Below are 26,519 nucleotides of genomic sequence, written 5' to 3' on the forward strand. Positions count from 1 at the left end.
CTTTACATCATTTAAAGAAGGTTTAAAAAATAAATTTCAATTTCTTATCCTATATTTGCGCAAAATTGAATGCAATGCAAAACGTTTTATTAATAATTTCTGGCTTAGTACTATTAATTATGGGTGGCAATTGGTTGTTAAAATCAGCTGTAGCCCTATCCCTACGATTAAATATCCCGAAAATTGTAATAGGGATGACTGTAGTGTCTTTCGCAACTTCTGCCCCAGAACTTATTGTAAGTATTAAAGCTGCTTTAGATGGTTCCCCAGATTTAGCTTTGGGTAATGTTGTGGGTTCCAACATTGCAAACTTAGGTTTGGTATTAGGAGTAACAGTGATTCTTGGAAGTATTGATGTTCGTAAAAGTTTTTATACTACAGACTGGCCTATTTTAATGGTAGCTTCATTAATCTTTTTTGGCTTTATCTATTTTGATGGAATAATTGAGTTCTATGAAGGTTTTATCATGGTAATTTTACTAATTGCCTACATTCTTTTTCTATTAAAGTTTCAAAAGACAGCAGTTATAGATGAAGCTCCTGAGGATGACGAAGCAATGCCCAAATTAAAATTACTATTGTTTTTAATATTGGGAGGTGTTGGTTTGTGGGGCGGTTCAGAGTTGTTGATACAAGGAGCAACAGGACTGGCAAGATTATATGAGGTATCTGAAAGAGTTATAGGAGTAACCGTAGTTTCAATAGGAACAAGTATTCCAGAATTAGCGGCCTCAATCATTGCTGTTCTTAAAAAAGAGAAGGCTATATCCTTAGGAAACCTAATAGGATCCAATGTATTTAACATTTTTGCAGTCTTGGGAATAACAGCCATGATCACTCCTTTGCAAGTAGTAGATGATACCTTGTTAAGCAATGACCTTCTTTGGATGTTAGGTTTTGCATTTCTTATTTTACCATTGGTATTTATACCAAGAGGACTTCGTTTGGGATGGAGAGATGGAATAGTGCTGCTGGGTGCATATCTAGCTTTTGTGTATTTCACTATTTAAACATTACTATAATTTGGGGGCTTCTATTGAAGTGCTGGAATGATTTTTGATGCAAATTTGTTTCTTGTTTAGTATAATCGCATGAAAAACATTAAACTGAATTTAAAAAGAAATGCTTTAGTAATTCTAGGATTATTTATAGTAACTACGGCTTTTACTCAAGATAGGTATTTTGTGTATGGTAAGCTTTTTGATAAAATTACGAGTGAACCTGTTGTGTTTGCCTCCATTGTTATAAAAAACAAGGCTATTGGGGTTATTTCTAATGAGGATGGCGTGTTTAGAATACCCTTAAAATTTCAAGAAATTGGAGATACTCTAGTTATATCCTCAATGGGGTATGGTTCAAAAGAAATTGTATTATCCAATCTTGTAGTTGAGACGATTAATAGGATAGCGCTCACTCCAATGCTAATGGAATTACAGGAGGTAACTGTAATGGCTGATAACAGTCGTGGAAAAAGAAAAAAGAAACTTTCCCCAAAAGAAATCATTCAAAAGGCAATTGTTAATATCCCTGAAAATTATCCTACTGCAGCTAATTCTTATGTTGGTTATTATAGGGATTATCAACTAAAAGAAGGTTCATATTATAATTTAAATGAAGCAATAGTTGAAGTTTTTGATAAAGGATTTGGCTATAATGATTTTGAAACAACAAATGTTGGGATATTTAACTACAAACAAAACTTAGATTTCCCAAGGGATACGTTGGCGAATAAACAATACAACTACAAAAATAAGAGCAAAGTAATTCCAAATTCGTATGTAAGAAGTTATGGTGGCAATGAATTTGTTATTATGCGTATTATGGATGCGATTAGAAATTACAATACCACTTCATATTCCTATGTAGATAAGCTTGATGAAGATTTTATAAAGAACCATGTGCTACGGTTAGAAGATGATGTTTTTATAGATGGGAAAAAAATATTTTCGATTGCTATAACAAGGAATGACGGAGCTACTTTGGCTAATGGTACTATTTATATTGCTAAGGATAACTTTGCTATTCATAAACTAAATTATGCGGTTTACGACCTGCCTGAAAAAAGTAGTATTAGAAATAGACTGGATTATAAGGGGAATAAGGAAGATTTGCTTTATCAGGTTAGGGTAGAATACAAAGAAAATAATAATCTGATGTATCCAAACTACGTCTCATTTAACAATAGTTTCAAAATAAAGGAACCCCCAGCCTTTAAAGTGGATATGGTCAAAATTAAATTTGAAGAAAAACACATTGAAGTTTACTTTAATAAAGAGCCCAAAAAATTTCCTTCAGTTAACAATAATGTATACAATCCTAGTAATACTGATAATTATTGGTTGTCCTATAAAGGAGAAAAAATTAAATTACTTAATGTTACCTTAATGAAAGAAAATAAGGCAATTCTATATCCTGGCAAGAAGGGCAGGTCATCAGATTTGTTTACGGATGGAATAGCCTTGTTTAATAAAGATGAATTGAGATTGCATATAAAAAATGTTAAGGATATTGATAACAACGAGATAAACGAATCTAAAGTTTATAAAAGCAATCAGTTTAGAGAGTTCTTTTTACAGAAGATAAATTCCAAAGTGACTTTTCCGGCAGATAGTTTATACATGATCAAGAATAGGCCAATATTTGAAAATCAACCCCTTGCAGCGCCGCAAGGTTTTGAAGATTATTGGATGAATACCCCCCTTCAAAATATCAAATAAAAAACAACGGGAATTACAGTTCTCATTTCACCAATAATAGGCATCACAAGTAGACTTCGGTTGGGGGCGAAAGATGGAACATTACTGCTTTAGGCTTTATCGTTTTTTTGTAGTTTATGATCTTAAAAGTTGATTTGTTTTAGAGGTGAATTAGTAGTAGTTTCCATGTAAGACTTTAGAAGTATATGCGATATTATAAATTACTTATTTTCTTGTTGGTATTAAGTGCTCCAGTTGTGATGCATGGTCAAGATAAGGGCTATCTCTATGGTGAACTTTATGATAGCGCTACCAAAGAGCCCGTAATTTTTGCTACAATTATTGTTAAAAATAAAGGAGTTGGTATTATTTCTAATGATGATGGTAGTTTTAGAATTCCAATGGCAATGCGTATGTTAGGAGATACACTTCTTGTATCTTCTATTGGGTATAATTCTAAAGAATTGGTTGTTCATAATTTAGTAATTAATACTGTAAATAGGATTGCCTTAGCGCCTAGTCTTACAGAATTAAAAGAAGTAGTACTGGTGTCTACTAAATACAAAGGCACAAGAAAGGTGTTGTCTGCAAAAGAAATAATTCAGACTGCGATGGATAGAATACTGCAAAATTACCCTACTACGCCATATTCTTATGTTGGTTATTATAGGGACTATCAAGTAAAAGAGGATCAATATTATAATTTAAATGAAGCGATTTTAGAAGTTTTTGATCAAGGATTCACTTCCAATGATTTTGAGACTACCGAAGCCAGAATCTATGAATACAAACAGAACAATGATTTTCCAAAAGATACTATAAGCCAAAAACCTTACAATTATAAGGATAAAAGTAAAGTCATTCCTCAGGCTCAAATGAATTCCTATGGAGGAAATGAGTTTGTTATTATGCGAATTATGGATGCTATTCGGAATTACAACACCATTTCATACTCTTATATTAATACGTTCAATACGGATGTGTTATTAAATCACACCATTACCTTAGAAGAAGATGTATTTATGGACGGAGAAAGGATATATAATATTGCAATGTCTAAAAATGTGGGCCATATCGTTGCTAAGGGAAACATTTTTATATCGAGCAAAGATTATGCAATTCACAAATTAAACTATACTGTGGTTGATGGCGGTATATTTAGTGATGCTATCGGAAAAAGAGAGCAGAAAGTAGATGGCAATAATTTATTGTACAGGATAAGGGTGGCTTATAAAAAAGAGGGCAATCATATGTTTCCCAATTATATCTCTTTTAACAATAGTTTTACGGTGAGACAACCGCCAGAATTTGTAGTAGATTCAGCAATGGTTGATTTTGAAAAATCGTTCTTTGAGATTAAATTTACGAGGGAACCAGAAAAGCGTGATCTGTACAAAACTAAAAATTATGAAATTTTTTACAACGGAAAGAGAATTAAAATAGATCGTATTGAATCAAAAAATGCAAGATCAATTATTTTATATCCAGCTAAGAAATCGGAGCATATTTTTGAACTTTTTCCAGTGGAATTTAATTTTGCAAAATTTAGTTTAGATGTAAATAATTTAACAGATGTATCGGGGAACAAAATCAATGAGGTAAAAATAGGGCACTACAACCAATATAGAGAGTTTTTTACGCAGCAAATACATTCAGAAAATAAGAGTGTGGATAGGTCTTTATTTATGCAAAGGAATAAGCCTATTTTTAAAGATCAGCAGCAAAAGAAGCCTGATAATTATGAGGATTTTTGGATGAATACACCGCTACAACATATAAAATAAAAAAAACGCCTAAGAATTTTCTTAGGCGTTTTAGAATATAAGTGAGTGTAATTGAATTATATTTTTGCAGACTTAACAGTTTTAATAATTCTTCCTGCAATTTTGTATGGGTCACCGTTAGAAGCAGGTCTTCTGTCTTCTAGCCAGCCTTTCCAACCTTTTTCCACAACTATAATTGGAATGCGAATAGAAGCGCCTCTATCAGAAACTCCCCAAGAGAAATCTGTAATAGCAGCAGTTTCATGTAAACCTGTTAAACGTTGGTCATTAAATTCACCATATACGGCAATATGTTCTTTTACTACTGGGCGGAAAGATTCACAAATTTTAGCATAAACTTCTTTATCACCACAAGTTCTTAAAACCTCATTAGAAAAGTTAGCGTGCATACCAGATCCATTCCAATCCATATCTTTTCCTAATGGTTTTGGGTGGTAATCAATATAGTAACCGTATTTTTCAGTTAAACGGTCTAATAAATAACGAGCAATCCATATTTCATCTCCAGCTTTTTTAGCGCCCTTAGCAAACAATTGGAATTCCCATTGACCAGATGCAACTTCTTGGTTGATCCCTTCAAAATTTAATCCAGCATCAATACACAAATCGGCATGCTTTTCAACCAAAGCTCTACCATGTGTGTTTTTACCACCAACTGAACAGTAATACATACCTTGAGGAGCAGGATAACCACCAACAGGGAATCCTAGAGGTAATTGTGTTTTATTGTCCATGATGAAGTACTCTTGCTCAAAACCAAACCAGAAATCATTATCTTCATCTTCAATAGTAGCTCTACCATTAGATACGTGTGGAGTTCCATCAGCATTCATAACTTCTGTCATTACCAAGTAACCGTTAATACGATCTGGATCTGGATAAATTGCAACAGGAATTAATAAACAATCAGATGATCCACCTTCAGCTTGCCTAGTAGAAGATCCGTCAAAAGACCAATTTCCAATTTCTTCAAGTGTTCCTTGGAAATCTTCATGCTCTTCAACTTTTGTTTTGCTTCGCATGTTTTGTGTTGGAAAATAACCATCCAACCAAATGTATTCTAATTTAATTTTGGCCATAATAATATTGTTGATTTTCATTAAAGATGTACAAAAATAATTTTTTTAGTCATATATCCATAATTTTTAGAGGGGTAATTATATAAAACCATAGAATAATTCACAATACCTCTATTTATTTAGGGGTAAATTCAAATATTTATATTTATTTTCTATATAATTACTGAATTAGTAATTATTTTTGTCCTAAAATTGATCACTATGTCTGTATTGAGGTTTAATGCCATAAAAGAGAGTTTGTCAAGGCCAACATTTACCGTAGAAGAAACGGGGAACCGATCTAAGAATTTTGGGAGCCATGTTTTTAATAAGGAAAGGATGTTGCAATATCTAACAAAGGAAGCCTTGGCAAGTGTAGAAGCTGCTATTTTTTCAGGAGCTAAAATTGATAGAAAAATAGCAGATCAAGTTGCTGAAGGTATAAAAGCTTGGGCAATGTCTATGGGCGCCACTCATTATACGCATTGGTTTCAACCTTTAACAGGGGCAACCGCTGAAAAACACGATGCGTTTTTTGATATTTTACCCGATGGGAGAGCCTTGGAAAAATTTGGAGGAGGACAGTTGGTACAGCAAGAACCAGATGCCTCTAGTTTTCCTAGCGGTGGAATACGAAATACTTTTGAGGCAAGAGGATATACGGCATGGGATCCAACCTCTTCTGCTTTTATCTATGATAAGACACTATGCATTCCAACAGTTTTTGTGGCTTATACTGGGGAGGCTTTAGATAATAAGGCCCCTTTGTTGAGAGCATTATCCGCCATTGATGAAGCGGCTACAGCTGTTGCCAAATATTTTGATAAAAACGTAACAAAGGTGAATGCTACATTGGGTTGGGAGCAAGAATATTTCTTAATAGATAAAGCGCTGGCATTTGCCAGACCAGATATAATTTTAACAGGTAGAACCTTGGTGGGTCACCTTGCTGCAAAAGGACAGCAGTTAGATGACCATTATTTTGGAGTTATCCCGAGTAGGGTTTTAAATTTCATGAAAGAATTAGAGGTTGAATGTACCAAATTGGGGATTCCTGTAAAAACAAGACACAATGAGGTTGCTCCAAATCAGTTTGAATTGGCCCCTGTATTTGAAGAAGCCAATTTGGCGGTAGACCATAACCTCTTATTAATGGATGTTATGGATAAGATTGCAGACAAACATCATTTTAAAGTGCTTTTTCATGAAAAACCCTTTGCTTATGTGAATGGTTCCGGGAAGCATAACAATTGGTCTCTGGCAACAGATACAGGTGCAAACCTTTTAAGTCCGGGAACCACCCCTATGAAAAACCTTCAATTTCTTACCTTTTTTATTAATACGATAAAGGCGGTTGATACCTATGAAGAGTTGTTGCGTTCCTCTATATCCACTGCAAGTAATGACCATAGGTTGGGAGCTAATGAAGCTCCAACTGCTATAATTTCAATTTTTATAGGCAAACAGCTAAGTCGTGTTTTAGACGAGTTGGAGGGGGTGTCTAAGGGCAAATTGTCTCCGGAAGAAAAAACAGAGCTAAAGCTGAATGTTGTGGGTAAAATACCAGAGATTCTACTGGATAATACTGATAAGAATAGAACTTCTCCATTTGCCTTTACGGGAAATAAGTTTGAAATGCGTGGTGTAGGTTCTAAAGCAAATTGCGCAAAACCTATGACGGTTCTAAATACCATTGTTGCAAAACAATTATTAGAATTTAAAAAGGAAGTGGATGAACTTATAAATAAGAAAAATCTTAAAAAAGACGAAGCAGTGTTTAATGTGTTAAGGGAATATATTAAGACATCGAAAAGAATACGATTCGATGGTGATGGATATAGCCCAGCATGGGAAAAAGAAGCAAAAAAACGAAAGTTGAGTCACAACAAAACCACGCCAGAAGCGTTAGAGGTGCTGACTTCAAAAGAAAGCTTAGCCCTCTTTGATACGATGAAAGTTATGAGTGATGTAGAGGTTAGGGCACGACAAGAAGTGGAGTTAGAGGCCTATATATCGCATATACAAATAGAGGGTAGGGTATTGCATGAAATGGTCTACGGACATATCATCCCTGCAGCCTTAACCTATCAAAATAAATTGATAACCGTGGTATCTGGTTTAAAGGATATTTATGGAGCATCCTACAAAACAATAGCGCAAGGCCAACTAGTAATAATTGAAAAATTAGCCCAGCATATAAATTCAATTAAGGCCAATGCAGACGCCATGACTGAGGCTCGGAAAGCGGCTAATGATTTGGAATTAAAGAAAAAGGCATTTGCTTATTGCGATAAGGTAAAACCTTATTTTGGGGAAATTAGGTATGATAGTGATAAATTGGAACAGTTTATAGAAGATGAAATATGGCCTTTGCCAAAGTATAGGGAGCTGTTATATATTAGGTAGTATCCAGTAATTTTAAAGAATAAAAAATTCATTTTTCTCTAAATTGAGGATTTTTACAGGAACGTAATAGGTGAATTACTTTAATATTATATCTTTGTTTATCGATAAAAATCAAACCTATTTGAATATATGGAATACTTAGACTTTGAACTTCCTATCAAGGAGCTAGAAGATCAGTTAGATAAATGTCTAATTATTGGCAAGGAGAGTGATGTAGATGTAACTGAAACTTGTAAACAGATAGACAAAAAACTGGCAGAAACTAGAAAAGAGATATATAAAAATCTTACGCCTTGGCAAAGAGTACAATTATCTAGACACCCCAACAGACCTTATACTTTAGACTATATTAATGCTATATGTGGTGATACTTTTTTAGAATTACACGGGGATAGGACGGTTAAGGATGATAAAGCTATGATTGGCGGCCTAGGTAAGATAGGTGATCAGAGTTTTATGTTTATTGGTCAGCAAAAGGGATACAATACCAAAACAAGACAATACAGAAATTTTGGTATGGCCAACCCGGAAGGGTACCGTAAGGCATTGCGATTAATGAAATCTGCTGAAAAATTTAATATACCTGTGGTTTGTTTTATAGATACTCCAGGTGCCTACCCAGGAATAGAAGCAGAAGAACGTGGACAAGGAGAAGCAATTGCGCGGAATATTATTGAAATGACACGCCTAAAAGTGCCAATTATTGTTGTAATTATTGGAGAAGGTGCATCTGGTGGTGCATTGGGAATAGGTGTAGGTGATAAGGTGTTAATGTTAGAAAATACATGGTATTCTGTAATATCACCAGAATCTTGTTCTTCCATTTTATGGAGAAGTTGGGAGTATAAAGAACGAGCAGCCGAAGCTTTAAAATTAACTGCTACGGATATGAAAAAGTTAAAGTTAATTGATGAAATTGTACGTGAGCCAGCTGGAGGTGCACATGCAAATAGAGAAAAGAATTTTACAATTGTAAAAAACAAAATAATTTCTCATTTTGAAGAATTAAAAAAGTTATCACCAAAAGAATTGGTAGATAGTAGAATGGATAAATATGCCAATATGGGTGTTTTTAACGGCTAAGCGGTTTTTTTTCTAAAAATTCACAAATCCAAAGTACTATTCTTTGGATTTTTTTTGGTTATGAACACAAATTTGTAACTTATCAACACATGAAATGTTAATCAATGGTGAATATCAGCACCTTAATTTTAAAGTTAACTCAAGCTTAATTGTATACTTTTACACCTATGGATAAACCGAGTCCCCAAATAGCCCGTAAAATAGATAAATCGACCATCATTAGTTTGGAGAGGGGTAAAATACCGCCTCAAGCTACTGATTTAGAGGAGGTTGTGCTTGGAGCTATGATGATCGATAAAAAGGGAGTTGATGAGGTTATTGATATTTTGCATCCAGATGTTTTCTATAAAGAAGCGCACAAGCATGTTTATGAGGCTATATTTAAGTTATTTGAAACTTCTGAACCAATAGATTTATTAACCGTTTCTTCACAATTGAAGAAAGACGGGAAGTTAGAGGTTGTTGGAGGAGATTTTTATTTAATTAAACTTACTCAAAAAGTAACTTCTTCGGCCCATATTGAATTTCATGCTAGAATTATTCTTCAAAAATACATCCAAAGAAGTCTAATAAAAATTTCAAATGAAATTATTCATGATGCCTATGAGGATGGTACCGATGTTTTTGATTTACTAGATACAGCAGAATCTAAATTGTACGATGTTACACAGGGGAATTTAAAACGTTCTGCAGAGACCGCACAAAATTTAGTAATTCAGGCTAAAAAAAGGATTGAAGAAATTGCAGGAAAAGAAGGCTTAAGTGGTGTTCCTTCCGGTTTTGATAAGGTAGATAAACTTACCTCAGGTTGGCAACCGAGTGATTTAATAATCATTGCGGCAAGACCAGGTATGGGTAAAACGGCACTAACGTTGTCAATGGCACGTAATATGGCTGTTAAATATAATATTCCTGTAGCTTTCTTCTCTTTAGAGATGTCTTCTGTTCAATTAATTACAAGGTTAATTTCATCAGAAACCGGACTTTCATCAGAAAAATTGCGTACTGGTAAATTAGAAAAGCACGAGTGGGAACAACTTAATGTTAAGGTAAAATCATTGGAATCTGCGCCTTTATTTATAGATGATACCCCATCACTCTCTATCTTTGACCTTAGAGCAAAGGCTAGGAGATTGGCATCACAACATGGTATAAAAATGATTATGATTGATTACTTGCAGTTAATGACTGCCGGTGGATCTCAAAAAGGAGGCAACAGGGAACAAGAAATATCAACCATTTCTAGAAACTTAAAAGCATTAGCAAAAGAACTTAATGTACCTGTAATTGCCCTGTCACAGCTGTCAAGGGCAGTAGAAACACGTGGCGGCAGTAAACGACCAATACTATCCGATTTACGTGAATCTGGAGCAATTGAGCAAGATGCGGATATTGTTTCATTTATATATAGACCAGAGTATTATAAAATTGATGAATGGGATGATGATGAGCATTCACCAACCCAAGGACAAGGGGAGTTTATTGTGGCAAAACACAGAAACGGTGGTTTAGAGAATATTCGACTTAAGTTTATTGGTAATCAAGGTAAATTTGATAATTTGGATGATTTTGATTCCCCTTTTGAGTACCAATCAAAGATGAATGAAAATGAAGAGAATCCATTTGTAACTAAAAACCTCCCAAATGCAAATGAAGCTTTTGGTAGTTCTATGAATGATGGCTTGGCGCCTGAAGAAGATAACGATGTTCCTTTTTAATAGTTAAAGTTTGTAATTGGGGATATATTTAGGTTATTTTTGAATATGGCTCGATTGAAATTTATACTATTCCTTTTTGTTTTTCATATAGTTTTTTTTGCTTGCGCATCCAATATTCTAATTCCGATGGATGCGGAGGGGCAAAAAAATCATTTAAAAGCCTATGGCATTACCTATTGGGTATTGTCTAAACAGCAAAAGGTACAATGGTTGCTCAATTATAGAGGAGGAGCATTTTTACTACCGGATGGAGAAGCAATCCGGAAAGAATGTCAAATTAGAGGGGTTTCCTTTGAAATTATTTCAAATGCAGAAACAGAAAGTATATTGCTAGATATCAGTAGCCCTTCTAAAAACCAAGATGCCGTGATCTTGGAAAAAGCACCAAAAATTGCCGTTTATTCACCAAAAGGAAATCAGCCTTGGGATGATGCTGTAACTATGGTTTTAACCTACGCCGAAATTCCCTATGTCACTATTTACGATGAGGAGGTTTTAGATGATAAACTGGCATTGTATGATTGGCTCCATTTACATCATGAAGATTTTACAGGCCAATATGGAAAATTTTATGGTTCGTATAGAACAGCTCCATGGTATATAGAAAGCAAGCAGGCCGCCGAAGAATTGGCTGGTAAATTGGGCTATGCCAAGGTGTCTGAAGAAAAGAGAGATGTTGCACTTAAAATACGGAATTATGTTATAGGGGGTGGGTTTATGTTTGCCATGTGCTCCGCTACCGATAGTTTTGATATTGCCCTAGCGGCAGAAGCGGTAGACATCTGTGAACCTATGTTTGATGGTGATGCCTCTACAGCTAATTACCAAGCTAAACTAGATTACAGTAAAACTTTTGCATTTACCAACTTTACCCTGGAGCGCAACCCTTCCGTATATGAGTTTTCTTCTATAGATATGACGAGGAAAAGGCAAATGCAAAAAGAAACAGATTATTTTTCACTGATGGATTTTTCTGCCAAATGGGATCCAGTACCCACCATGTTATGTCAAAATCACACGGCTTTAGTGAAAGGTTTTATGGGTCAAACAACAGCCTTTACAAGGTCAGAATTAAAACCGACGGTACTGGTTTTGGGGGAAAATAAAATTAATAATGAAGCCAGATATATTCACGGAATAAAAGGGAAGGGTTTTTTCACTTTTTATGGCGGTCATGACCCTGAAGATTATCAGCATAGAGTAGGGGATCCAAAAACGGAGCTAGAACTGCACCCAACTTCTCCAGGTTACAGACTTATCCTAAACAATGTGCTTTTCCCTGCTGCTCAAAAAAAGAAACAAAAAACATAGGTCTAAATTAGGTGCTATGTTTGCTGATTTCGGAATTGTATAAATTCAATAGCAATCCATTTTTATTTGCTTTCTATTTTGGTAATGGCTAAGGTCTTTGTTAAGATATTGGTTGCAAAGTTGCTGTAGTTCTTGTAAAACTTCTTTTTGCATCGCTAATGATCCACAGATCATAATACAACCTTTCTTTTTTAAAACTTCTAAAAACAACTCTTTATCTCGCTGGATCAGGTGTTGTACATAAATTTTTTCAGCTTGGTTTCGGGAGTATGCAGTTTTAAAATGGGTTAGTTTACCTTTTTCAATTGCCTTTTCAATATAGTCTTTGTAAAGTGCGAATGAATCGTTAGTTCTCGCTCCCCAATACAAATGAATTTCTTTTCTTTTAATATTCTCCTGAATCATTCCAAGAAAAGGCCCAATCCCTGTTCCAGTTGCAATGAATATCGTTTTTGTCGCATTTTTTGGAAAATGAAAATTTCTATTGTTTACTAGCCTGGCGGTGAGTTTTTCTCCTTGCTCAAGTTGATGTAGGTAATTAGAACATAACCCTTGTTCATGTTTTCTGATGCTGATTAGAAGCGTATCGGTGTTCATTTTTCCAATGGAATACAATCGCTCACGTGCACCTTGGGCTGGTGTTACCGACAATAAATCACCTGATATAGGTTTTTCGCCATTCAGGTTTTTAAGGCTCAAAAGAAAAGTATCCTCTTTTGGAAGTTCAGTTTTATGAACAACCTTAAAAGTTGAAGGTGAATTTGATTTTGAAATCAGTTTCGGCTTTTCGAGCTGCACCGATAGTCCCAGTTTTTTTGACCACAGCATACACCAATTATTGAACGATTCAAAAGATTGATCGTTTACTGTAAAGACTTCGTGCAAAGCAGTGCTATTTTTAGAAGCTTTTAAGGCCTCATAAGATCCGTAAGCAAATTGACAGAAATTTGGGTAAGCAGTAGCGCCAAAACCTACCACACTAAAGTCAAATATTTGTTTTTGGTTGTTTTTTTCAATGAGTTGTATGAATTTGTCACCTGTTGTGGGGGCTTCCCCTTGTCCATAGGTAGCAGTAATCACGATTAATTGTTTCATTTTTTTGAAATGGGTATAATGGTTCATTAAGCCTAAGTAACTTTTCTTTCCATTTGCAATTAATTGTTTGTGTAATTCTTGCGCAAATTGAAGGGTTGTGCCCCCTTCTGTACCAACCAAAATGATATATTCACTTTCATTTTTTGAATACTCATTCCTAATCTTAGTTTTGGGTCTTTTAAAGTAAACAACAAACCCCGTCACAGTTAAAAAGGGAATAGCCAAACTCCCTAGACCTAATACTATAGACCATAGGATACTTCCTTCACCCGTATGAAGAACCGTTGCCCAAGCCGATATAACTTGAATCGTTGGATTTTTTTCTTCTGCAAGAACCTCTCCAGTAAATTGATTCAGGTATAGTTCCCTATCGGTAAGACGAATGATATAGTAATCCTCTACAAATTCAGAAAAAGGAAATTCTAATTCCCGGAGTTCGGATAGCGGTGTGTTTTGAAATATATAAAAGTCGGTGAAGTCCTGTACAGGTTCTTCTTTAATAGTATCAAAATTAACCTGTAACGAAACCGGGGAATCAGGTATAATGTTAAAACGAAGTAAGGAGAGGTATACTCCTGTTAAGGCTAAAATTAAAAGCGGAATTAAGGAAAGCCTAGCGTAAACTACGTGGTTGTATTGAGAAAAATTTTCTCGGACAATTGGCGCAAAGAATTGCTTGTACCCCCCTTGTCGTTTCGCAATTAGTACAATACCCGAAATGCTAATGAGAAATAGAAAAAAGGAGGCAATGCCAATTAGAATACGTCCTGTAGATTTAAGAAAGAGAGAACGATGGAGGTTGGTGGTAAATTGAAAAAAAGGCTTCTTTTGAATTAGGCTTCCTAATTTTTTACCAGTAAATGGATCAATATAAAATTCATCATTTTTTCCGTCCACAATTGCTGTTACACTCACAAAACCATTCCGATCTCGAACTATTTTCAATACCTCTTCATATTCCGCATTGATATGCTCCAAGGTTTCCCCTAAAGAAAGTTCATCGGCCCCAGAAACACTATAGGGTTCAATTTTATTCAAAATTGGTTCTACAGCGAGAACAACACCGGTGACCGATGCAATTAAAAGAAAAACAGAAGCTAAAGTGGCAAATAGCAAATGGCTATACCTCCATACCGATACAATCATAAAAACTATTTATTTGGTACCATTCTTATATAACGAATGTATCCTTTACCTTCTACCTTTTCCTTTAGGGTAGCTGAATTAAGTTCAATTTCCGCATCAACTGCATAGTATTCTTGATTTTCTACAGCCGACTCAAAACGAACTTTGTAACCTGCATCAATTTGGGCCGTGTTGAAACCTAAAGAAATTATATTTCGTTCGCCGTTACCAATAGTAGCTCCTGAAATAGCATCTACATTTTCCTTTGAGCTGTCGCTGAATTTCCACCAATTTTTTAAATCAGGGAACCATTCTTTATCGTCTCCTTGTACGTAAAGTGTCTTTTCATATTTTCCTTCAGGATTGATTAATGAAACAACTACATAAGCTTTTTCGCCAGTGTAGTTCGTCATTTGAATCATGCATTTATAACTCACTTCCGGTTCTTTTAGAAAAGAAGATAATAGGAAGATTACAGCAGTTAGACCTAGGAATCCTACGGTCTTAATTAGTGTTTTTTTCATAGGGTACTAGTTTAAAAATTGAAGGTTCACTTTGTTTTTAGCTAAGAGCTCATTTTCGGTTGCCAAATCATAAGCGGTTTCCCCAAATTCTGTCGTTAATTTTGTATCAGCTCCATTTGCTATTAAATACTTTAAAATTTCGGTATTATCAGATTTCATCGCTGCATAATGTAAGGGCGTGTTTCCATCTTTATCCTTACCATTAATGTTTGCGCCAAAAGTACTCACACTTTTAAGTAGACCAAGGTTGTTTTTGGAAACTGCTAAATGCCAAACAGAACTATGATCCCCTTGGAGTTGTTTAAAATCAAAACCTTTGTTTTTGAGTGCGGTAACCTTGGCATCAAAATCACGTGTTTCACCTCGGCTACCGAAGAGATAATAAGCCAAGTTATTTCCTTTCTCATCTAGAATGGAAGTATTGGCACCCTTGGAAATTAGATAATCTACAACTTGTATACTGTTGTGCTGAACAGCAAGAGCTAGTGCTGAATGTCCTACTTTGTTGGTGTGATTAATATTTTCTGTTTTTTCAGATAAGTATTTAACTACTTCTAGTTTATTATTTGCTGCGGCATTCAAAAGTGCGATATTACCGTCGTTGTCAATTGTATTTGGATTAACACCTTTGTGTATAAAATACTCATAGATAGTAAGGTCTTCTGAGGATTGAGATAGATTGTGCAAAGGTGTAATCCCATTGTTGGAGGTGATATTGGCATGGAGTCCAAGTCCTGCTAAATATTCAAAAACTTCCAAGCCATTGCTTCTTCCTCTTCCACCTCGACTCGCAAAAAGGATGGCATTTTCTCCTGTAATTGTGTTTTTAGAAGTGTTGACTCCTCGTTTTTTTAACTCCTTTAAAAGAGCAATATTTCCACCCTGGGCGGCATAATGAAAAATTCCGTTACCGTCGTTATTGGTTGTATTTATATCCAAACCTTTTGCAACCAAATAATCTATAAACTTTAAATCTTTAGCACGCGAAATGGCTACAAGAAGAATATTGGCTCCATGATGGTCTTTTTCATTTTTTAAATCGGCTCCGTTGGCAATAAAAAAATCAAACATAGCCGGATCTTGTTGACCACCTGCTGCTGCAAAAGAGCTTACGGAATAGCCATGGGAATCTTTAAGGTTCATTTTAGCTCCTTTCTGAATGAAGTATTCCATAGCTTCTAAATTTCCTCTTGAAGCTGCCCAGAAAATATAGGTGCGCGAGTCATGCGTTCTTTTGTTGACATCGTTTCCTTTTTCTACGAGATATTTAATTGTGGATAAAGGATTTTCAGCAAATAGGGCATACGTGGTAGCATCAAATCCTCCGCCATTAGCTTCAAAAATTGAATGTCCTTTGCTAATGTTAGCCTCAATATTAGCAATACTGGGTTTGGCTGCCCAGTAATCTTGATCTAGAAAAATATTTTCTAATTTTTGTGCTGACCCTAAAAGGATAAAGCCTAGTATTAAAATAATAGTAAACACAAAAGATTTATTATTTGTTTTCATAAGTAAAGGTATAAGTTGAGAGCTTTAAATTTTTGAAGCTCCCAACTGTTAATTTTTATATTTATAGTCTCGTGACAATTAATAAGGATTTAAAATGTTCCTATAAAATGACTTCCTTCGGCATTTTTTAACTGAGCACCTTTAGTTACAGCACCAGTTTCGGTATCTACAACATAAATATTTCCATCTTGACCAATTGGAGCTACTGTTAAATACACTTCGTTTTCATACACAGCAAAACCTTGGTATTGGAATAAATATAAATCTTCGGTAGATGGAATTTCATCAAGTTTTGTTGCTGTTTTAGCGTTTAAATCAACCATAGCAAAAAATCCTTGTGTTTTACCTGCTGGTCCAGTAGCAGATGCAGCATGTTCGTAAGCTACAACAGCCTTACCATTTGATGCTGGTCTCCAAGCAACAATGTAAGCATCGTTTACACCTAAGGCATTGTCTAAGCTAAATACATAAGAATTATCATATTCATTATTAGTATCAATTTTTAAGATATGAGAACCTTCAGGATCACTTTGGTTAGCTTGATAAACGCTACCGTTGTATTCAAAAGAATTAATACTTCGGTATCCGTTCGTGTTACCATGCCCCACTGTAGAAGTTATTACTGTTGGGTTTAATAAGGAAGGGTAATCTAAAACAATGGTTTTTGAGCCCAAAATTTCATACCCACTTTCACTTTCTACGGTAGTTGGGTCAACCTTACTTAAACGCCCACCAATATATAATTTATCACCTGCAGCATTTAATGTTGGCATATCAATTCTAGAAAAATAATACCCTTCTGCTTCTTCTTCTGCACTTAAAGGAACACTGTGCTCTTGGAAATTTTTAATGGAAGAATTAACTAAATCTAAAGTAACAATACCTATTGTGGCTTCAGTACGGAGGTAAGTATCGTCTGATACATCATCTGGCGTGCCATTGTTGTCTATCTCATGTTCTGTTGATACGTAAACAGCAGCCCCTGTTTGGTCTCCATCAAATAATTTTATCCACCTTGGTGCTGTTCCAACATAAGGTGCAATACTTACTTCAGAACCTGTTGGTGTGTAGTTTTGTCCTCCTTCTACAGTATATTTAGTATAATTACCACCAGTATCTCCTGCATAGCTAATATTAAACATAGTGTTTCCATCTTCTGAAGACTGCAACCTAGCTGTTCTGTTCGAAGGTGCTACAAAACCATTGTTAAAAACATCTACTACGGTTTCTTGGTTTTTAGCATCTTCATTACTGATAGCATATAGTAATGTACCACCATTCCCGTCTCCCGGATTTGTTCCCATTCTAGCTCCTGTAACCGTTATCCATCTAGAATTTTCTATAGGTCCCGGTTCTGGCTCCCCTCCATCAGTATCATCATTTGTACAGGATGTTATTAGGCCGACGAATAATGTGAAGGTGGCCAATGTTTTGAAGTTTATGAATTTACGTTTCATTTTTAATTATTTTTAAAGATTAAAATTTATTGATTGTGTAATTTATTTTTAAGTAAAAAGCTCTCCCCGGTTTTTGTACAGATCGGTTGTCATATGCAGCTTTATTAAATATGTTTTTAGCATCAAAACTCAGTACAAAGTTTTCTTTGGGAAATGCATAACTAAGTCCAAAATCTTGTATAAACTGCACAGGAACCTTAAAGTGTTCTAGCCCAGTGTTATTAGTTCCTTGACTCATTAAATAAGAAAATTCATCGGTGTAATAGGTGCTGTAAAATAAGTTGAGTGCTGATTTTTTTTGAAGGAAATTTTTGATGGAATAACGCAGTCCAGAATTCATAGTAAATAGAGGTGTGTTAGGAATATTTACTAGCATACCAGCTCTGTTTCTGGATTTTAGACTTAACCGTGAAAAATTAAAATTAAATCCCAAGTTATTTTGGTAACTGTAGTTGATTTGCGCTTCTATTCCTTTAGATGTAGTTCCTTCATCAAAATTTGAATAAAACACTAATTCATCACTGCTTTCTGAAATTCGATCAGCATTGGAATCAAAACCAATTAAGTCTTGAATATTGCGTGAAAAAAGATTGGTAGAAACTGTGAACCCATGGTTTTTTGTGTGAAACGTTCCAAATCGAAAACCTAGGTTATAGTTGTTGCTAATTTCTGGCTTAACAGCTAGGTTGCTTTTAATATTCCCTGCAACATCACCAAAAACCTCCGTTTCACTTGGTAGGCGTATTGCTTTTTCTGCAGAAGTTAGGAATGTAATATCTGGGTGAATTGCATAGGAAACAGCAAAACCATAACCATTATAGACTTTATTACTACTGTATATTTCATCTACAACAATTCGTGTTCCATCAGTATTTTCTTGAAATACAGGTTTTGTATTTAATACCTTTTGGCGATAGTGTTTTCCAAATAGATTAACTTTTAATTTATCCTTAATAGCATTTAATTCGTAACTCAAGGAATAAATATTTTTATACAAATCACTCGTTTGTTTAAAAGTATTTTCTAACAGTGATTTCAATTCATCCCTATCCTCTCGATCAAGTCCACTATACAGATGATTTACTAAAATGCTGTGATGTTTATTAATAGCGTAAGACAACCCCGTTCTTACGGAGGCTACATTTCTGTTGGTAGTAGTTAATGACGGCCCGCCTTCTTGCTGGGAGCCCCAAGTATAGTCAAGATATTCACCGTTAAATCCTATTAATCTTTTGCCAGCCCATGTATAAGCTTGGGCAACGGTATCATTAACCATAGTATTTCTTTTACCGTACAAACCCGTTAGGTTTATATCTAAGCCCTTAATTAAAAGATTCTTTTTTTGATAGGTGAGGTTAGCTAGTTTTGCATCTGTTTCACTGTACCTTCCTTTGTATGGATGTAGGGTCATGAATGCACCATGTTGAATTTCTTTAAAGTCCTCAGAAGCTGTAAAACCTATTAAAAATTGATCCGCCCATTTTACATCAGTAAAACCGATTTGCGCCATTCCACCTGTAGATCTATAAGCATCATAAAATCTTTTAGCAACAATTGGAGTTTGACTTCCGTCTTGCGCAATATCTTTTACCTGTCCACCCCAAATTTTATAATCATTATCAGAATAATTAACAAATGCAGATGCTTTTACTGTAAATCCAGATTTTTCAAAACGATACAAGCCATTAAAGTTTGATTGTGCTGTGTTAAAAGAACCATAGGAAGCCGAAGCATTAAAATGTGTTTTAGCTCCTTTATGCAATACTATGTTTATAGCACCGCCCAGGGCATCATCTGCCAAATGTCCAGGAATAACTCCTTTGTAAACTTCAATGTTTTTAATCATTGAAGGTGGGATACTATTTAAACTAAAAGAAGAACCATACATTGAAATAGGGATGCCATCAATAAAAATACGAACAGAGTTTCCAGATAACCCATTTAGTGAGTACTGTACGTGTGATCCTAGGCCTCCGTTTTGTCTAATTTTTACACCAACAGTATTGTTTAACAATTCGTTGGTTTGTATGTTCCTAAGACTAGCTTCTTTGGTTTCTATAATATTTACAGCAAAACCTTCGGTTTCAAGTTTGGTCTTCTTGGTTTTGCCGTTTACGGTTACTTCATGGAGCGATTCGGTTGCTTCTAGTAACGTAAAATTAATGGTAACTATGGATTCATTTTCTTGGGTTTCCAAAGTTTTTGATTGGGTGCGGTAACCAATAAATGAAACTTTGATCGTGTGCTTTCCCGCTGTGATCTTATGAATAGTGTATTCTCCATTAAAATCTGTTAGCACTCCAATTTTTAAGTCTTCTATTAAAACGCTAGCGTAGGGTAGTGGTTGGCCTGAACCATCGATTACCACGCCCGAGATAGTATGTGCTATTTTTTGGCTGGTAGCAGAAAAGAAAGTTAGAAGTAATAAAACGATTAAAGAGTTCTTCATGTGAAATATAAAATAATTTAACTATTCTTATTAAGATTTAGTCTAAATAAATATATTTGCAAATCTAATCTAGGATTTCGGATAGCAATAACGCAAAAGGAAGTATTAGTTACGAAATAAGAATTAATAAGAAAACGACTTTTTTTGGCAATTAAAAAAGGGCGGTTGTATAATTTAAAATTATGAATTTGTTTATGAAAATACAGGTAAAACTAAGGTGTTGCAATTAGAAAAAGGAGGCAAAGGAAGTCAGCAAAAACATGATTTAGATGGGGTCACTGTAGTGATGAAGCAATTGTGTTTTGATGTTCCTTCTACCACCACTTGTTTACATACTCATTATGGTTTTGGTCTCCATTTTGTGTTAAAAGGGGATTATGAGTTTAACAGTGTCAACAGTAAAACTACAATTGGTATTAAGGAGGGGTCTTACAATCTAATACACTGGCCAAAGGTTTCAGGGAGCCAAAAACTAAGTGGGCTTGAGCATATTGCTGTGGACGTTTTTTTTACAAAAGAATTTCTGGAAAATTTATTGGGGCAAGAAAACTGTGTGGTTTTTGTAAACTTCTTGGCTGCTATGGGAAAGTATCCCAAGTGCCTTTGGGGGGGAGATGGTCAGTCAATTTCTAACAAACTAAGGATGCAACTTCTTGAAATTTTGCAGTGTCCGTATACCGGAAATACAAGAAGTAATTATTTAGGATCTCAGATGCGTTGCTTAATTATAGATACCTTATTGCGTCATGAGAATTGTATAGGAGCTGTTGGAGACTTGCCCTTGTCTGTATCAGATTACGAGGCGATTGAAAAAGTGATTTCCTATATAAATCAAAACCTTAAGCAGAAATTAACCATCAAGGAATTGTCAGAAATAGCCGGGTTTAATACCACAAAGTTAAAAAGTTGTTTTAAAAAGATACATCACACTACAACGTTTAAATATATTACTCAATTGCGAATGGAGAAAGCGAAAGGATTAGTACTCGTAGACAATTTGTCCATTGCACAAGCATCCTATGAAGTAGGCTATTCTAATCCACAGCATTTTACAGTAGCCTTTAAAAAAACAATGGGGTATTTACCAAGTAAATTATTAGATTCACCAACGTGATCCCTTATTTTTTGTCTTGTTTTGCAGCCAACATCAATTCCAAAATAGTCTCAACCCCGTATTCATCATTGCTGCTAGTCAAATATTTTGCGGCCCGCTTTACATTTGGGTGGGCATTGGCCATAGCATAACTATAGTCGGCTTGTGCCAACATCTCTAAATCATTGTTGTAATCGCCAAATACCATAGTTTCTGCAGGAGATATTTGATATAAATCTTGTAGTTTATTTAAAGCATAGCCTTTGTGTGCATTTTGATGTGAAATATCGAGCCAATTTTCTCCAGAGACTTTTACCTTTAAAGCATCTTCCAAATGCTTTACCTTTGGGTAAATAAACCGTTCAGAACTTTCAAAATGGTAAATGGCTATTTTAAGAATTTCGTCATCATAGTCTTCTAAATTATCTAATAATTCATACGAAGAGTAATACTCTTTGAATTTATCGGCAAAATCTCCAGAATTGGATTGTATATAGGCTTTATTTTTGCCACATAAAACAGGATACACATTGTCTATAGTAGCCACAATATGTAATAGTTTTGTAATGGTGTCTTTGTCTAGGCCTGTATTAAGGAGTTCTTTTTCTTTATTTTTGGCTATGGCCCCATTTTCAGCGATAACTAAAATATCGTTTTTAATGACGTATAATTTATCAATAATACTGTGGTATTGTCTTCCACTTGCGGCAACAAACAGGATATTGTTTTCTTTTAGCTTTTCAAATACCTGAAAAAATCTGGTACTAACCTCATGTTTAGAGTTTAATAAGGTGCCGTCCATATCGGTAACAACCATTTTTACTGATGATAAATCCATAGGGTCAAAAAATTAAGGTGCAAAGGTATTTCTAACCATTCAATTTAGTAGTATTATTTCATAATCATTTTGTAAATTGTAGTGATAATCTGTAATTGGGATGTTATGACTAGTAAAGAATCAATTTTAAATAAAATTCAAATACTCATTACAAATAAATTTACTTCCCCAGAGGCGGCGTTTAATTTTTTTGATGAAGATGGTGATGGGAAACTAAAGAGAAGTGAAATTGTTAAGTTGTTAAAAGACGCTGAGATAAGTGGATTTATACGGGGAATTGTCGCTTCAAAATTAATAGAAGGGTATGATAATTCTGGAGATGAATCTGTAGATTGGCAAGAGTTTAAAAAAGCCATTGATAAGATAAAAGAGTAATGGAATTTAGGCATAAAAAAACCTGCTCCTAAGAGCAGGTTTCTTATCATCTAAGCGAGATGAATATTCTTATTTTACCTTGTTTACAATAGCTTTAAAAGCTTCGGGATGGTTCATCGCTAAATCGGCCAAAACCTTACGGTTAAGTTCAATGTTGTTAGCTTTTACTTTTCCCATAAATTGAGAGTAAGACAATCCGTGTAATCTAGCACCCGCATTTATACGAGTAATCCATAATGCACGAAAATTTCTTTTCTTAACTCTACGGTCTCTATAAGCATATGTCATTGCTTTTTCAACCGCATTTTTGGCTACTGTCCAAACGTTTTTACGTCTTCCAAAGTAACCTTTGGCTTGCTTCATCACTTTTTTTCTTCTAGCTCTTGAAGCAACTGAATTTACTGATCTTGGCATAATTTAATTTTTTTTGTAGTAGGCGGTCTTAAATAGACACTTTGTTTTTAAGCCTAACTCCATGGTTAATACTAATTACCGTAAAGAATATTACTTTAAACGTAACTGTTCCTTAATACTATTTACATCAGACGCATGTACCAAAGTACTATGTGTTAATGCAAGCTTACGCTTCTTAGATTTCTTCGTAAGAATGTGACTTTTAAAAGCGTGCTTTCTTTTAATTTTACCAGAGCCTGTAAGCTTAAAACGCTTTTTAGCACTGGATTTAGTTTTCATTTTAGGCATTTGTTCCTATTTAATAAATTAAATACCGAAAAATAATTCCGGTATCTCTCGCTTAGTTGCTGAACCTAGATTCAGTTTATCTTGATACTACTCAATAAGAGTAGTATTATTTTTTTGTTTTTGGAGCTAAGAACATTGTCATTCTCTTGCCTTCTAACTTAGGCATTTGTTCTACTTTTCCTAAATCTTCCAATTCAGAAGCTAGTCTAAGTAAAAGTATTTCTCCTTGATCTTTATAAACTATAGAGCGTCCTTTGAAAAATACGTATGCTTTTAATTTAGCACCATCCTTTAAAAATTTTTCCGCATGTTTCTTTTTAAACTCGTAATCATGATCATCTGTTTGAGGACCAAAACGAATTTCTTTTACCACAACTTTAGACGCTTTGGCTTTCATCACCTTTTCGCGCTTCTTTTGCTCGTAAAGAAACTTTTTGTAATCTATAATTTTGCACACAGGAGGGTCTGCTTTTGGTGAGATCTCGACCAAATCTAATTCTAACTCCTCTGCTTTTACTAAGGCCTCCTTAGTAGTGTAAACTCCAACTTCAATATTATCCCCAACCAAACGCACATTAAGTGCCTTTATGTCGCTGTTGATATTGTGTGGGTTTTTGTTTTCCCTTCTAGGTTGTGGCCTAAATCTCTTTCTAATTGCTATAACTGATAATTTTTAGTTAAACTTCTATTTTTTAAAACGACTTTAAGTTACTATTTATTTCACTAGTTACCAAGTCTGAAAACTCTTTTATGGCGATTGACCCTAAATCCTCCCCTCCATGCTTGCGCACAGATATGGTGTTAGTAGCTTCTTCATTCTCACCAATGATAATCATAAAAGGGATTTTATTCATTTCTGCCTCCCTAATTTTCTTACCAACTGTTTCGTTTCTGTTGTCTAGCAGCGCGCGAATTTCGTTAATTTCTAATGAATTTAAAACTTTTTTCGCATATTTCTCATATTTCTCGCTAACAGGTAATATAATTACCTGATCTGGAGTTAGCCATAATGGGAAATTCCCTCCAGTATGCTCTAGTAATAAAGCAATAAAACGCTCCATACTGCCAAAGGGTGCACGATGTATCATTACAGGTCTATGAGATTCGTTATCACTACCTTTATAGGTAAGGTCAAAACGTTCTGGTAAATTATAATCCACCTGAATAGTTCCCAATTGCCAGTTTCTACCCAAAGCATCTTTCACCATGAAATCTAATTTTGGACCATAAAATGCTGCTTCTCCACTTTCAATTACGAAATCCAATCCTTTTTCCTTGGCTGCATTTATAATAGCATTTTCTGCTTTTTCCCAGTTTTCAACGCTACCTATATATTTGTCGGGATTGTTTAAGTCTCTTACAGATACTTGGGCTTTAAAATTATCAAAACCTAGAGAGTTTAATACATATAAGGATAAATCGATAACATTTTTAAATTCCTGATCCAATTGATCGGGCGTACAGAAAATATGTGCGTCATCTTGCGTAAACCCACGTACTCTAGTTAATCCGTGTAGTTCGCCACTTTGTTCATATCTGTATACCGTTCCAAATTCTGCAAAGCGCTTGGGTAAGTCCTTATAAGAATGCGGTTTAAAATTAAAAATTTCACAATGATGCGGACAGTTCATAGGTTTTAATAAGAACTCCTCGTCCATCTTTGGCGTTTTTATGGGTTGAAAACTGTCTTCCCCGTATTTGGCATAATGGCCCGAAGTAACGTATAGTTCCTTTTGTCCAATATGGGGTGTGATAACCATTTCATATCCCGCTTTTTTCTGTGCCTTTTTTAAGAAATTTTCCAATCGCTCCCGTAGCGCTGCTCCTTTGGGAAGCCATAATGGAAGACCTTGTCCTACTTTCGCTGAAAAAGTAAAGAGCTCTAATTCTTTGCCTAGTTTTCGGTGATCTCTTTGTTTTGCTTGCTCAAGTAATTCTAGGTATTCGGTGAGCTCTTTTTGTTTGGGAAAAGAAATACCGTATACACGCGTAAGTTGTTTATTGTTTTCGTTACCTCTCCAATAGGCACCGGCAACACTTAATATTTTTATAGCCTTTACAATTCCAGTATTGGGTATGTGGCCACCTCTACATAAATCGGTAAACGTATCATGGTCGCAAAATGTAATAGTGCCATCTTCTAAGTTTTCAATTAATTCCGTTTTGTATTCATTGTCTTGTTCCTTATATAGTGCTAAAGCTTCGGCTTTGGTTACAGCACGCATTTTAAAAGGGTGTTTGCCTCTTGCTATTTCAAGTGCTTTTTTTTCAATGGCAGGAAAATCTTTATCTGAAATAGAATTTTCACCTAAATCAACATCATAGTAAAACCCATTTTCAATAGAAGGTCCTATGGTTAATTTAATACCAGGATATAATTCTTCTAGTGCTTGTGCTACTATATGCGAAGAGGAATGCCAAAAAGTTTGTTTTCCTTCAACATCGTTCCAAGTGAATAATATGAGAGATCCGTCTTCATATAAAGGAGTAACAGTTTCTACTTTGGTATCATTAAATGCAGCAGAAATAACATTTCTAGCAAATCCTTCGCTAATGCTCTTAGCAACATCCATGGGAGTGCTCCCTTTAGAGAATTCTTTTAAAGTACCGTCTGGTAAAGTAATTTTAATCATACCTATTATAATATATAAGGAGGCAAAGATAATACCTTGTCTTCACCTTGCCAATAATAAAGTATATATTTTATGTAGGTGTAGGGTAGTGTGGAGTAGTGTTTCTGTTGATGGAGGTTATTTCTTTGAAGAATGTGTGTTTTGATTGCTTATTAAGGGTAGTGGTGATGCATTGAAAAATGTTAATTTAATGTAAAATCCCCAGCATCAAGGTTTTGTGTTTTAGCGTAGAATTTATGGAGAAATTGGAGTTTAAGAAACTGACACTTTAAGTAGTTGATAAATAGGGTTGTAAAACTGCGATTAAAAATAAACCAAAAAAAGTTTTAAAAAAGAGTTGTTGTGTTAAATAAGCGCTGTATATTTGCACCCGCTAACAGCAAAGCCTAGTGTTTTAAAAGTAGCGACGTTCATTTAAAAAGTTGAGGAAAACGTTTGATTGAGATTGGGGATTGGGTTTTAAAAAGCTTGGTTTTAAAATTTCAGGAAAATGGTTTCGGATCTATTTGGTTTGAGATTTTTTTTAAAATAAATTAAAAAAACATTTTGCAGATATAAAAATAGGTTATACATTTGCAGCCGCTTACAGCGGGGGTAATGAAACAGAAATTTCGGAATAATTTTTGGATAAAAAATTAACTAGTTCGATTCTAGTATTTCTAC

The 26,519-nt window shown here is 34.8% G+C and carries 20 protein-coding genes; 9 read left to right on the forward strand and 11 right to left on the reverse strand.

Translation table 11 applies throughout. The features are described from left to right. The first annotated feature begins 74 nt into the window (after positions 1 to 74). From MWU65_RS05220 to MWU65_RS05230, 3 genes are all read left to right on the forward strand, one after another. Positions 75 to 1,010 (forward strand): calcium/sodium antiporter, encoded by a 936-nt coding sequence (locus MWU65_RS05220; RefSeq protein WP_247076123.1) that lies wholly within the window; start codon positions 75 to 77, stop codon positions 1,008 to 1,010. 81 nt (positions 1,011 to 1,091) lie between these two features. Then, positions 1,092 to 2,717, forward strand: a complete 1,626-nt coding sequence (locus MWU65_RS05225; protein ID WP_247076124.1) for a carboxypeptidase-like regulatory domain-containing protein — start codon at positions 1,092 to 1,094, stop codon at positions 2,715 to 2,717. Positions 2,718 to 2,902: 185 nt separating this feature from the next. Further along, positions 2,903 to 4,480: a carboxypeptidase-like regulatory domain-containing protein gene (locus MWU65_RS05230; protein WP_247076125.1), complete on the forward strand. Its 1,578-nt coding sequence runs from the start codon at positions 2,903 to 2,905 to the stop codon at positions 4,478 to 4,480. A 56-nt stretch (positions 4,481 to 4,536) separates the two neighbouring features. Here MWU65_RS05230 and MWU65_RS05235 read toward each other — a convergent pair whose 3' ends face one another. After that, complete coding sequence (locus tag MWU65_RS05235) at positions 4,537 to 5,559, reverse strand: glutamine synthetase beta-grasp domain-containing protein (RefSeq protein ID WP_247076126.1); 1,023 nt, start codon at positions 5,557 to 5,559, stop codon at positions 4,537 to 4,539. 201 nt (positions 5,560 to 5,760) lie between these two features. Here MWU65_RS05235 and MWU65_RS05240 point away from each other — a divergent pair, with 201 nt between their 5' ends. The 4 genes from MWU65_RS05240 to MWU65_RS05255 all read left to right on the forward strand — a co-directional run bounded on the left by MWU65_RS05240 (position 5,761) and on the right by MWU65_RS05255 (position 12,056). Continuing rightward, positions 5,761 to 7,944 carry a glutamine synthetase III gene (locus tag MWU65_RS05240; RefSeq protein WP_247076127.1) on the forward strand — a complete coding sequence of 728 codons (2,184 nt, stop codon included), beginning with the start codon at positions 5,761 to 5,763 and terminating at the stop codon, positions 7,942 to 7,944. A gap of 129 nt (positions 7,945 to 8,073) precedes the next feature. Continuing rightward, positions 8,074 to 9,027, forward strand: a complete 954-nt coding sequence (locus MWU65_RS05245; RefSeq protein ID WP_247076128.1) for an acetyl-CoA carboxylase carboxyltransferase subunit alpha — start codon at positions 8,074 to 8,076, stop codon at positions 9,025 to 9,027. A gap of 167 nt (positions 9,028 to 9,194) precedes the next feature. Further along, entirely contained in the window at positions 9,195 to 10,745 is a 1,551-nt protein-coding gene (dnaB, locus tag MWU65_RS05250) for a replicative DNA helicase (protein ID WP_247076129.1), read from the forward strand. Between the two features lie 45 nt (positions 10,746 to 10,790). Continuing rightward, positions 10,791 to 12,056, forward strand: coding sequence for an asparagine synthetase B (locus tag MWU65_RS05255; protein ID WP_247076130.1), 1,266 nt, complete (start codon positions 10,791 to 10,793; stop codon positions 12,054 to 12,056). 45 nt (positions 12,057 to 12,101) lie between these two features. Here MWU65_RS05255 and MWU65_RS05260 read toward each other — a convergent pair whose 3' ends face one another. The 5 genes from MWU65_RS05260 to MWU65_RS05280 all read right to left on the reverse strand — a co-directional run bounded on the left by MWU65_RS05260 (position 12,102) and on the right by MWU65_RS05280 (position 20,215). Then, the gene (locus MWU65_RS05260; RefSeq protein WP_247076131.1) at positions 12,102 to 14,297 is read right to left on the reverse strand and encodes a PepSY domain-containing protein; all 2,196 of its coding nucleotides are present in this window, start codon (positions 14,295 to 14,297) and stop codon (positions 12,102 to 12,104) included. A gap of 5 nt (positions 14,298 to 14,302) precedes the next feature. Beyond that, positions 14,303 to 14,800, reverse strand: coding sequence for a DUF2271 domain-containing protein (locus tag MWU65_RS05265; protein ID WP_247076132.1), 498 nt, complete (start codon positions 14,798 to 14,800; stop codon positions 14,303 to 14,305). 6 nt (positions 14,801 to 14,806) lie between these two features. Continuing rightward, positions 14,807 to 16,309 carry an ankyrin repeat domain-containing protein gene (locus MWU65_RS05270; RefSeq protein WP_247076133.1) on the reverse strand — a complete coding sequence of 501 codons (1,503 nt, stop codon included), beginning with the start codon at positions 16,307 to 16,309 and terminating at the stop codon, positions 14,807 to 14,809. An 89-nt stretch (positions 16,310 to 16,398) separates the two neighbouring features. Then, positions 16,399 to 17,766 (reverse strand): pilus assembly protein, encoded by a 1,368-nt coding sequence (locus tag MWU65_RS05275; RefSeq protein ID WP_247076134.1) that lies wholly within the window; start codon positions 17,764 to 17,766, stop codon positions 16,399 to 16,401. 19 nt (positions 17,767 to 17,785) lie between these two features. After that, positions 17,786 to 20,215: a TonB-dependent receptor gene (locus MWU65_RS05280; protein WP_247076135.1), complete on the reverse strand. Its 2,430-nt coding sequence runs from the start codon at positions 20,213 to 20,215 to the stop codon at positions 17,786 to 17,788. A 220-nt stretch (positions 20,216 to 20,435) separates the two neighbouring features. On the opposite strand from MWU65_RS05280, the gene MWU65_RS05285 reads away from it, so the two are divergent. Then, a complete protein-coding gene (locus tag MWU65_RS05285) occupies positions 20,436 to 21,329 on the forward strand; it encodes an AraC family transcriptional regulator (protein ID WP_247076136.1) in 894 nt (297 codons plus the stop codon). 4 nt (positions 21,330 to 21,333) lie between these two features. On the opposite strand, the gene MWU65_RS05290 is transcribed toward MWU65_RS05285, so the two are convergent. Continuing rightward, on the reverse strand, positions 21,334 to 22,146 hold the full coding sequence (locus MWU65_RS05290; protein ID WP_247076137.1) for an HAD family hydrolase: 813 nt from the start codon (positions 22,144 to 22,146) through the stop codon (positions 21,334 to 21,336). A gap of 105 nt (positions 22,147 to 22,251) precedes the next feature. Here MWU65_RS05290 and MWU65_RS05295 point away from each other — a divergent pair, with 105 nt between their 5' ends. Next, on the forward strand, positions 22,252 to 22,521 hold the full coding sequence (locus MWU65_RS05295; RefSeq protein WP_247076138.1) for an EF-hand domain-containing protein: 270 nt from the start codon (positions 22,252 to 22,254) through the stop codon (positions 22,519 to 22,521). Between the two features lie 69 nt (positions 22,522 to 22,590). Here MWU65_RS05295 and rplT read toward each other — a convergent pair whose 3' ends face one another. The 4 genes from rplT to thrS form a co-directional block, all read right to left on the reverse strand. Beyond that, positions 22,591 to 22,935 carry a 50S ribosomal protein L20 gene (gene rplT, locus MWU65_RS05300; RefSeq protein WP_247076139.1) on the reverse strand — a complete coding sequence of 115 codons (345 nt, stop codon included), beginning with the start codon at positions 22,933 to 22,935 and terminating at the stop codon, positions 22,591 to 22,593. 90 nt (positions 22,936 to 23,025) lie between these two features. Beyond that, entirely contained in the window at positions 23,026 to 23,223 is a 198-nt protein-coding gene (gene rpmI, locus MWU65_RS05305; RefSeq protein WP_247076140.1) for a 50S ribosomal protein L35, read from the reverse strand. 106 nt (positions 23,224 to 23,329) lie between these two features. Next, the gene (gene infC, locus MWU65_RS05310; protein WP_348646022.1) at positions 23,330 to 23,878 is read right to left on the reverse strand and encodes a translation initiation factor IF-3; all 549 of its coding nucleotides are present in this window, start codon (positions 23,876 to 23,878) and stop codon (positions 23,330 to 23,332) included. Positions 23,879 to 23,915: 37 nt separating this feature from the next. Then, entirely contained in the window at positions 23,916 to 25,856 is a 1,941-nt protein-coding gene (gene thrS / locus MWU65_RS05315) for a threonine--tRNA ligase (RefSeq protein WP_247076141.1), read from the reverse strand. Positions 25,857 to 26,519 lie beyond the last annotated feature (663 nt).

Origin of the sequence: Cellulophaga sp. F20128, from assembly GCF_023015805.1 — a bacterium.
Lineage (GTDB): Bacteria > Bacteroidota > Bacteroidia > Flavobacteriales > Flavobacteriaceae > Cellulophaga.

What these genes read in the sequence shown, in the direction of transcription:
- MWU65_RS05220 (WP_247076123.1), top strand. Translation starts at nt 75, where the DNA reads ATGCAAAACGTTTTATTAATAATTTCTGGCTTAGTACTATTAATTATG.
- MWU65_RS05225 (WP_247076124.1), top strand. Translation starts at nt 1,092, where the DNA reads ATGAAAAACATTAAACTGAATTTAAAAAGAAATGCTTTAGTAATTCTA.
- MWU65_RS05230 (WP_247076125.1), top strand. Translation starts at nt 2,903, where the DNA reads ATGCGATATTATAAATTACTTATTTTCTTGTTGGTATTAAGTGCTCCA.
- MWU65_RS05235 (WP_247076126.1), bottom strand. Translation starts at nt 5,559, where the DNA reads ATGGCCAAAATTAAATTAGAATACATTTGGTTGGATGGTTATTTTCCA.
- MWU65_RS05240 (WP_247076127.1), top strand. Translation starts at nt 5,761, where the DNA reads ATGTCTGTATTGAGGTTTAATGCCATAAAAGAGAGTTTGTCAAGGCCA.
- MWU65_RS05245 (WP_247076128.1), top strand. Translation starts at nt 8,074, where the DNA reads ATGGAATACTTAGACTTTGAACTTCCTATCAAGGAGCTAGAAGATCAG.
- dnaB (WP_247076129.1), top strand. Translation starts at nt 9,195, where the DNA reads ATGGATAAACCGAGTCCCCAAATAGCCCGTAAAATAGATAAATCGACC.
- MWU65_RS05255 (WP_247076130.1), top strand. Translation starts at nt 10,791, where the DNA reads ATGGCTCGATTGAAATTTATACTATTCCTTTTTGTTTTTCATATAGTT.
- MWU65_RS05260 (WP_247076131.1), bottom strand. Translation starts at nt 14,297, where the DNA reads ATGATTGTATCGGTATGGAGGTATAGCCATTTGCTATTTGCCACTTTA.
- MWU65_RS05265 (WP_247076132.1), bottom strand. Translation starts at nt 14,800, where the DNA reads ATGAAAAAAACACTAATTAAGACCGTAGGATTCCTAGGTCTAACTGCT.
- MWU65_RS05270 (WP_247076133.1), bottom strand. Translation starts at nt 16,309, where the DNA reads ATGAAAACAAATAATAAATCTTTTGTGTTTACTATTATTTTAATACTA.
- MWU65_RS05275 (WP_247076134.1), bottom strand. Translation starts at nt 17,766, where the DNA reads ATGAAACGTAAATTCATAAACTTCAAAACATTGGCCACCTTCACATTA.
- MWU65_RS05280 (WP_247076135.1), bottom strand. Translation starts at nt 20,215, where the DNA reads ATGAAGAACTCTTTAATCGTTTTATTACTTCTAACTTTCTTTTCTGCT.
- MWU65_RS05290 (WP_247076137.1), bottom strand. Translation starts at nt 22,146, where the DNA reads ATGGATTTATCATCAGTAAAAATGGTTGTTACCGATATGGACGGCACC.
- MWU65_RS05295 (WP_247076138.1), top strand. Translation starts at nt 22,252, where the DNA reads ATGACTAGTAAAGAATCAATTTTAAATAAAATTCAAATACTCATTACA.
- rplT (WP_247076139.1), bottom strand. Translation starts at nt 22,935, where the DNA reads ATGCCAAGATCAGTAAATTCAGTTGCTTCAAGAGCTAGAAGAAAAAAA.
- rpmI (WP_247076140.1), bottom strand. Translation starts at nt 23,223, where the DNA reads ATGCCTAAAATGAAAACTAAATCCAGTGCTAAAAAGCGTTTTAAGCTT.
- thrS (WP_247076141.1), bottom strand. Translation starts at nt 25,856, where the DNA reads ATGATTAAAATTACTTTACCAGACGGTACTTTAAAAGAATTCTCTAAA.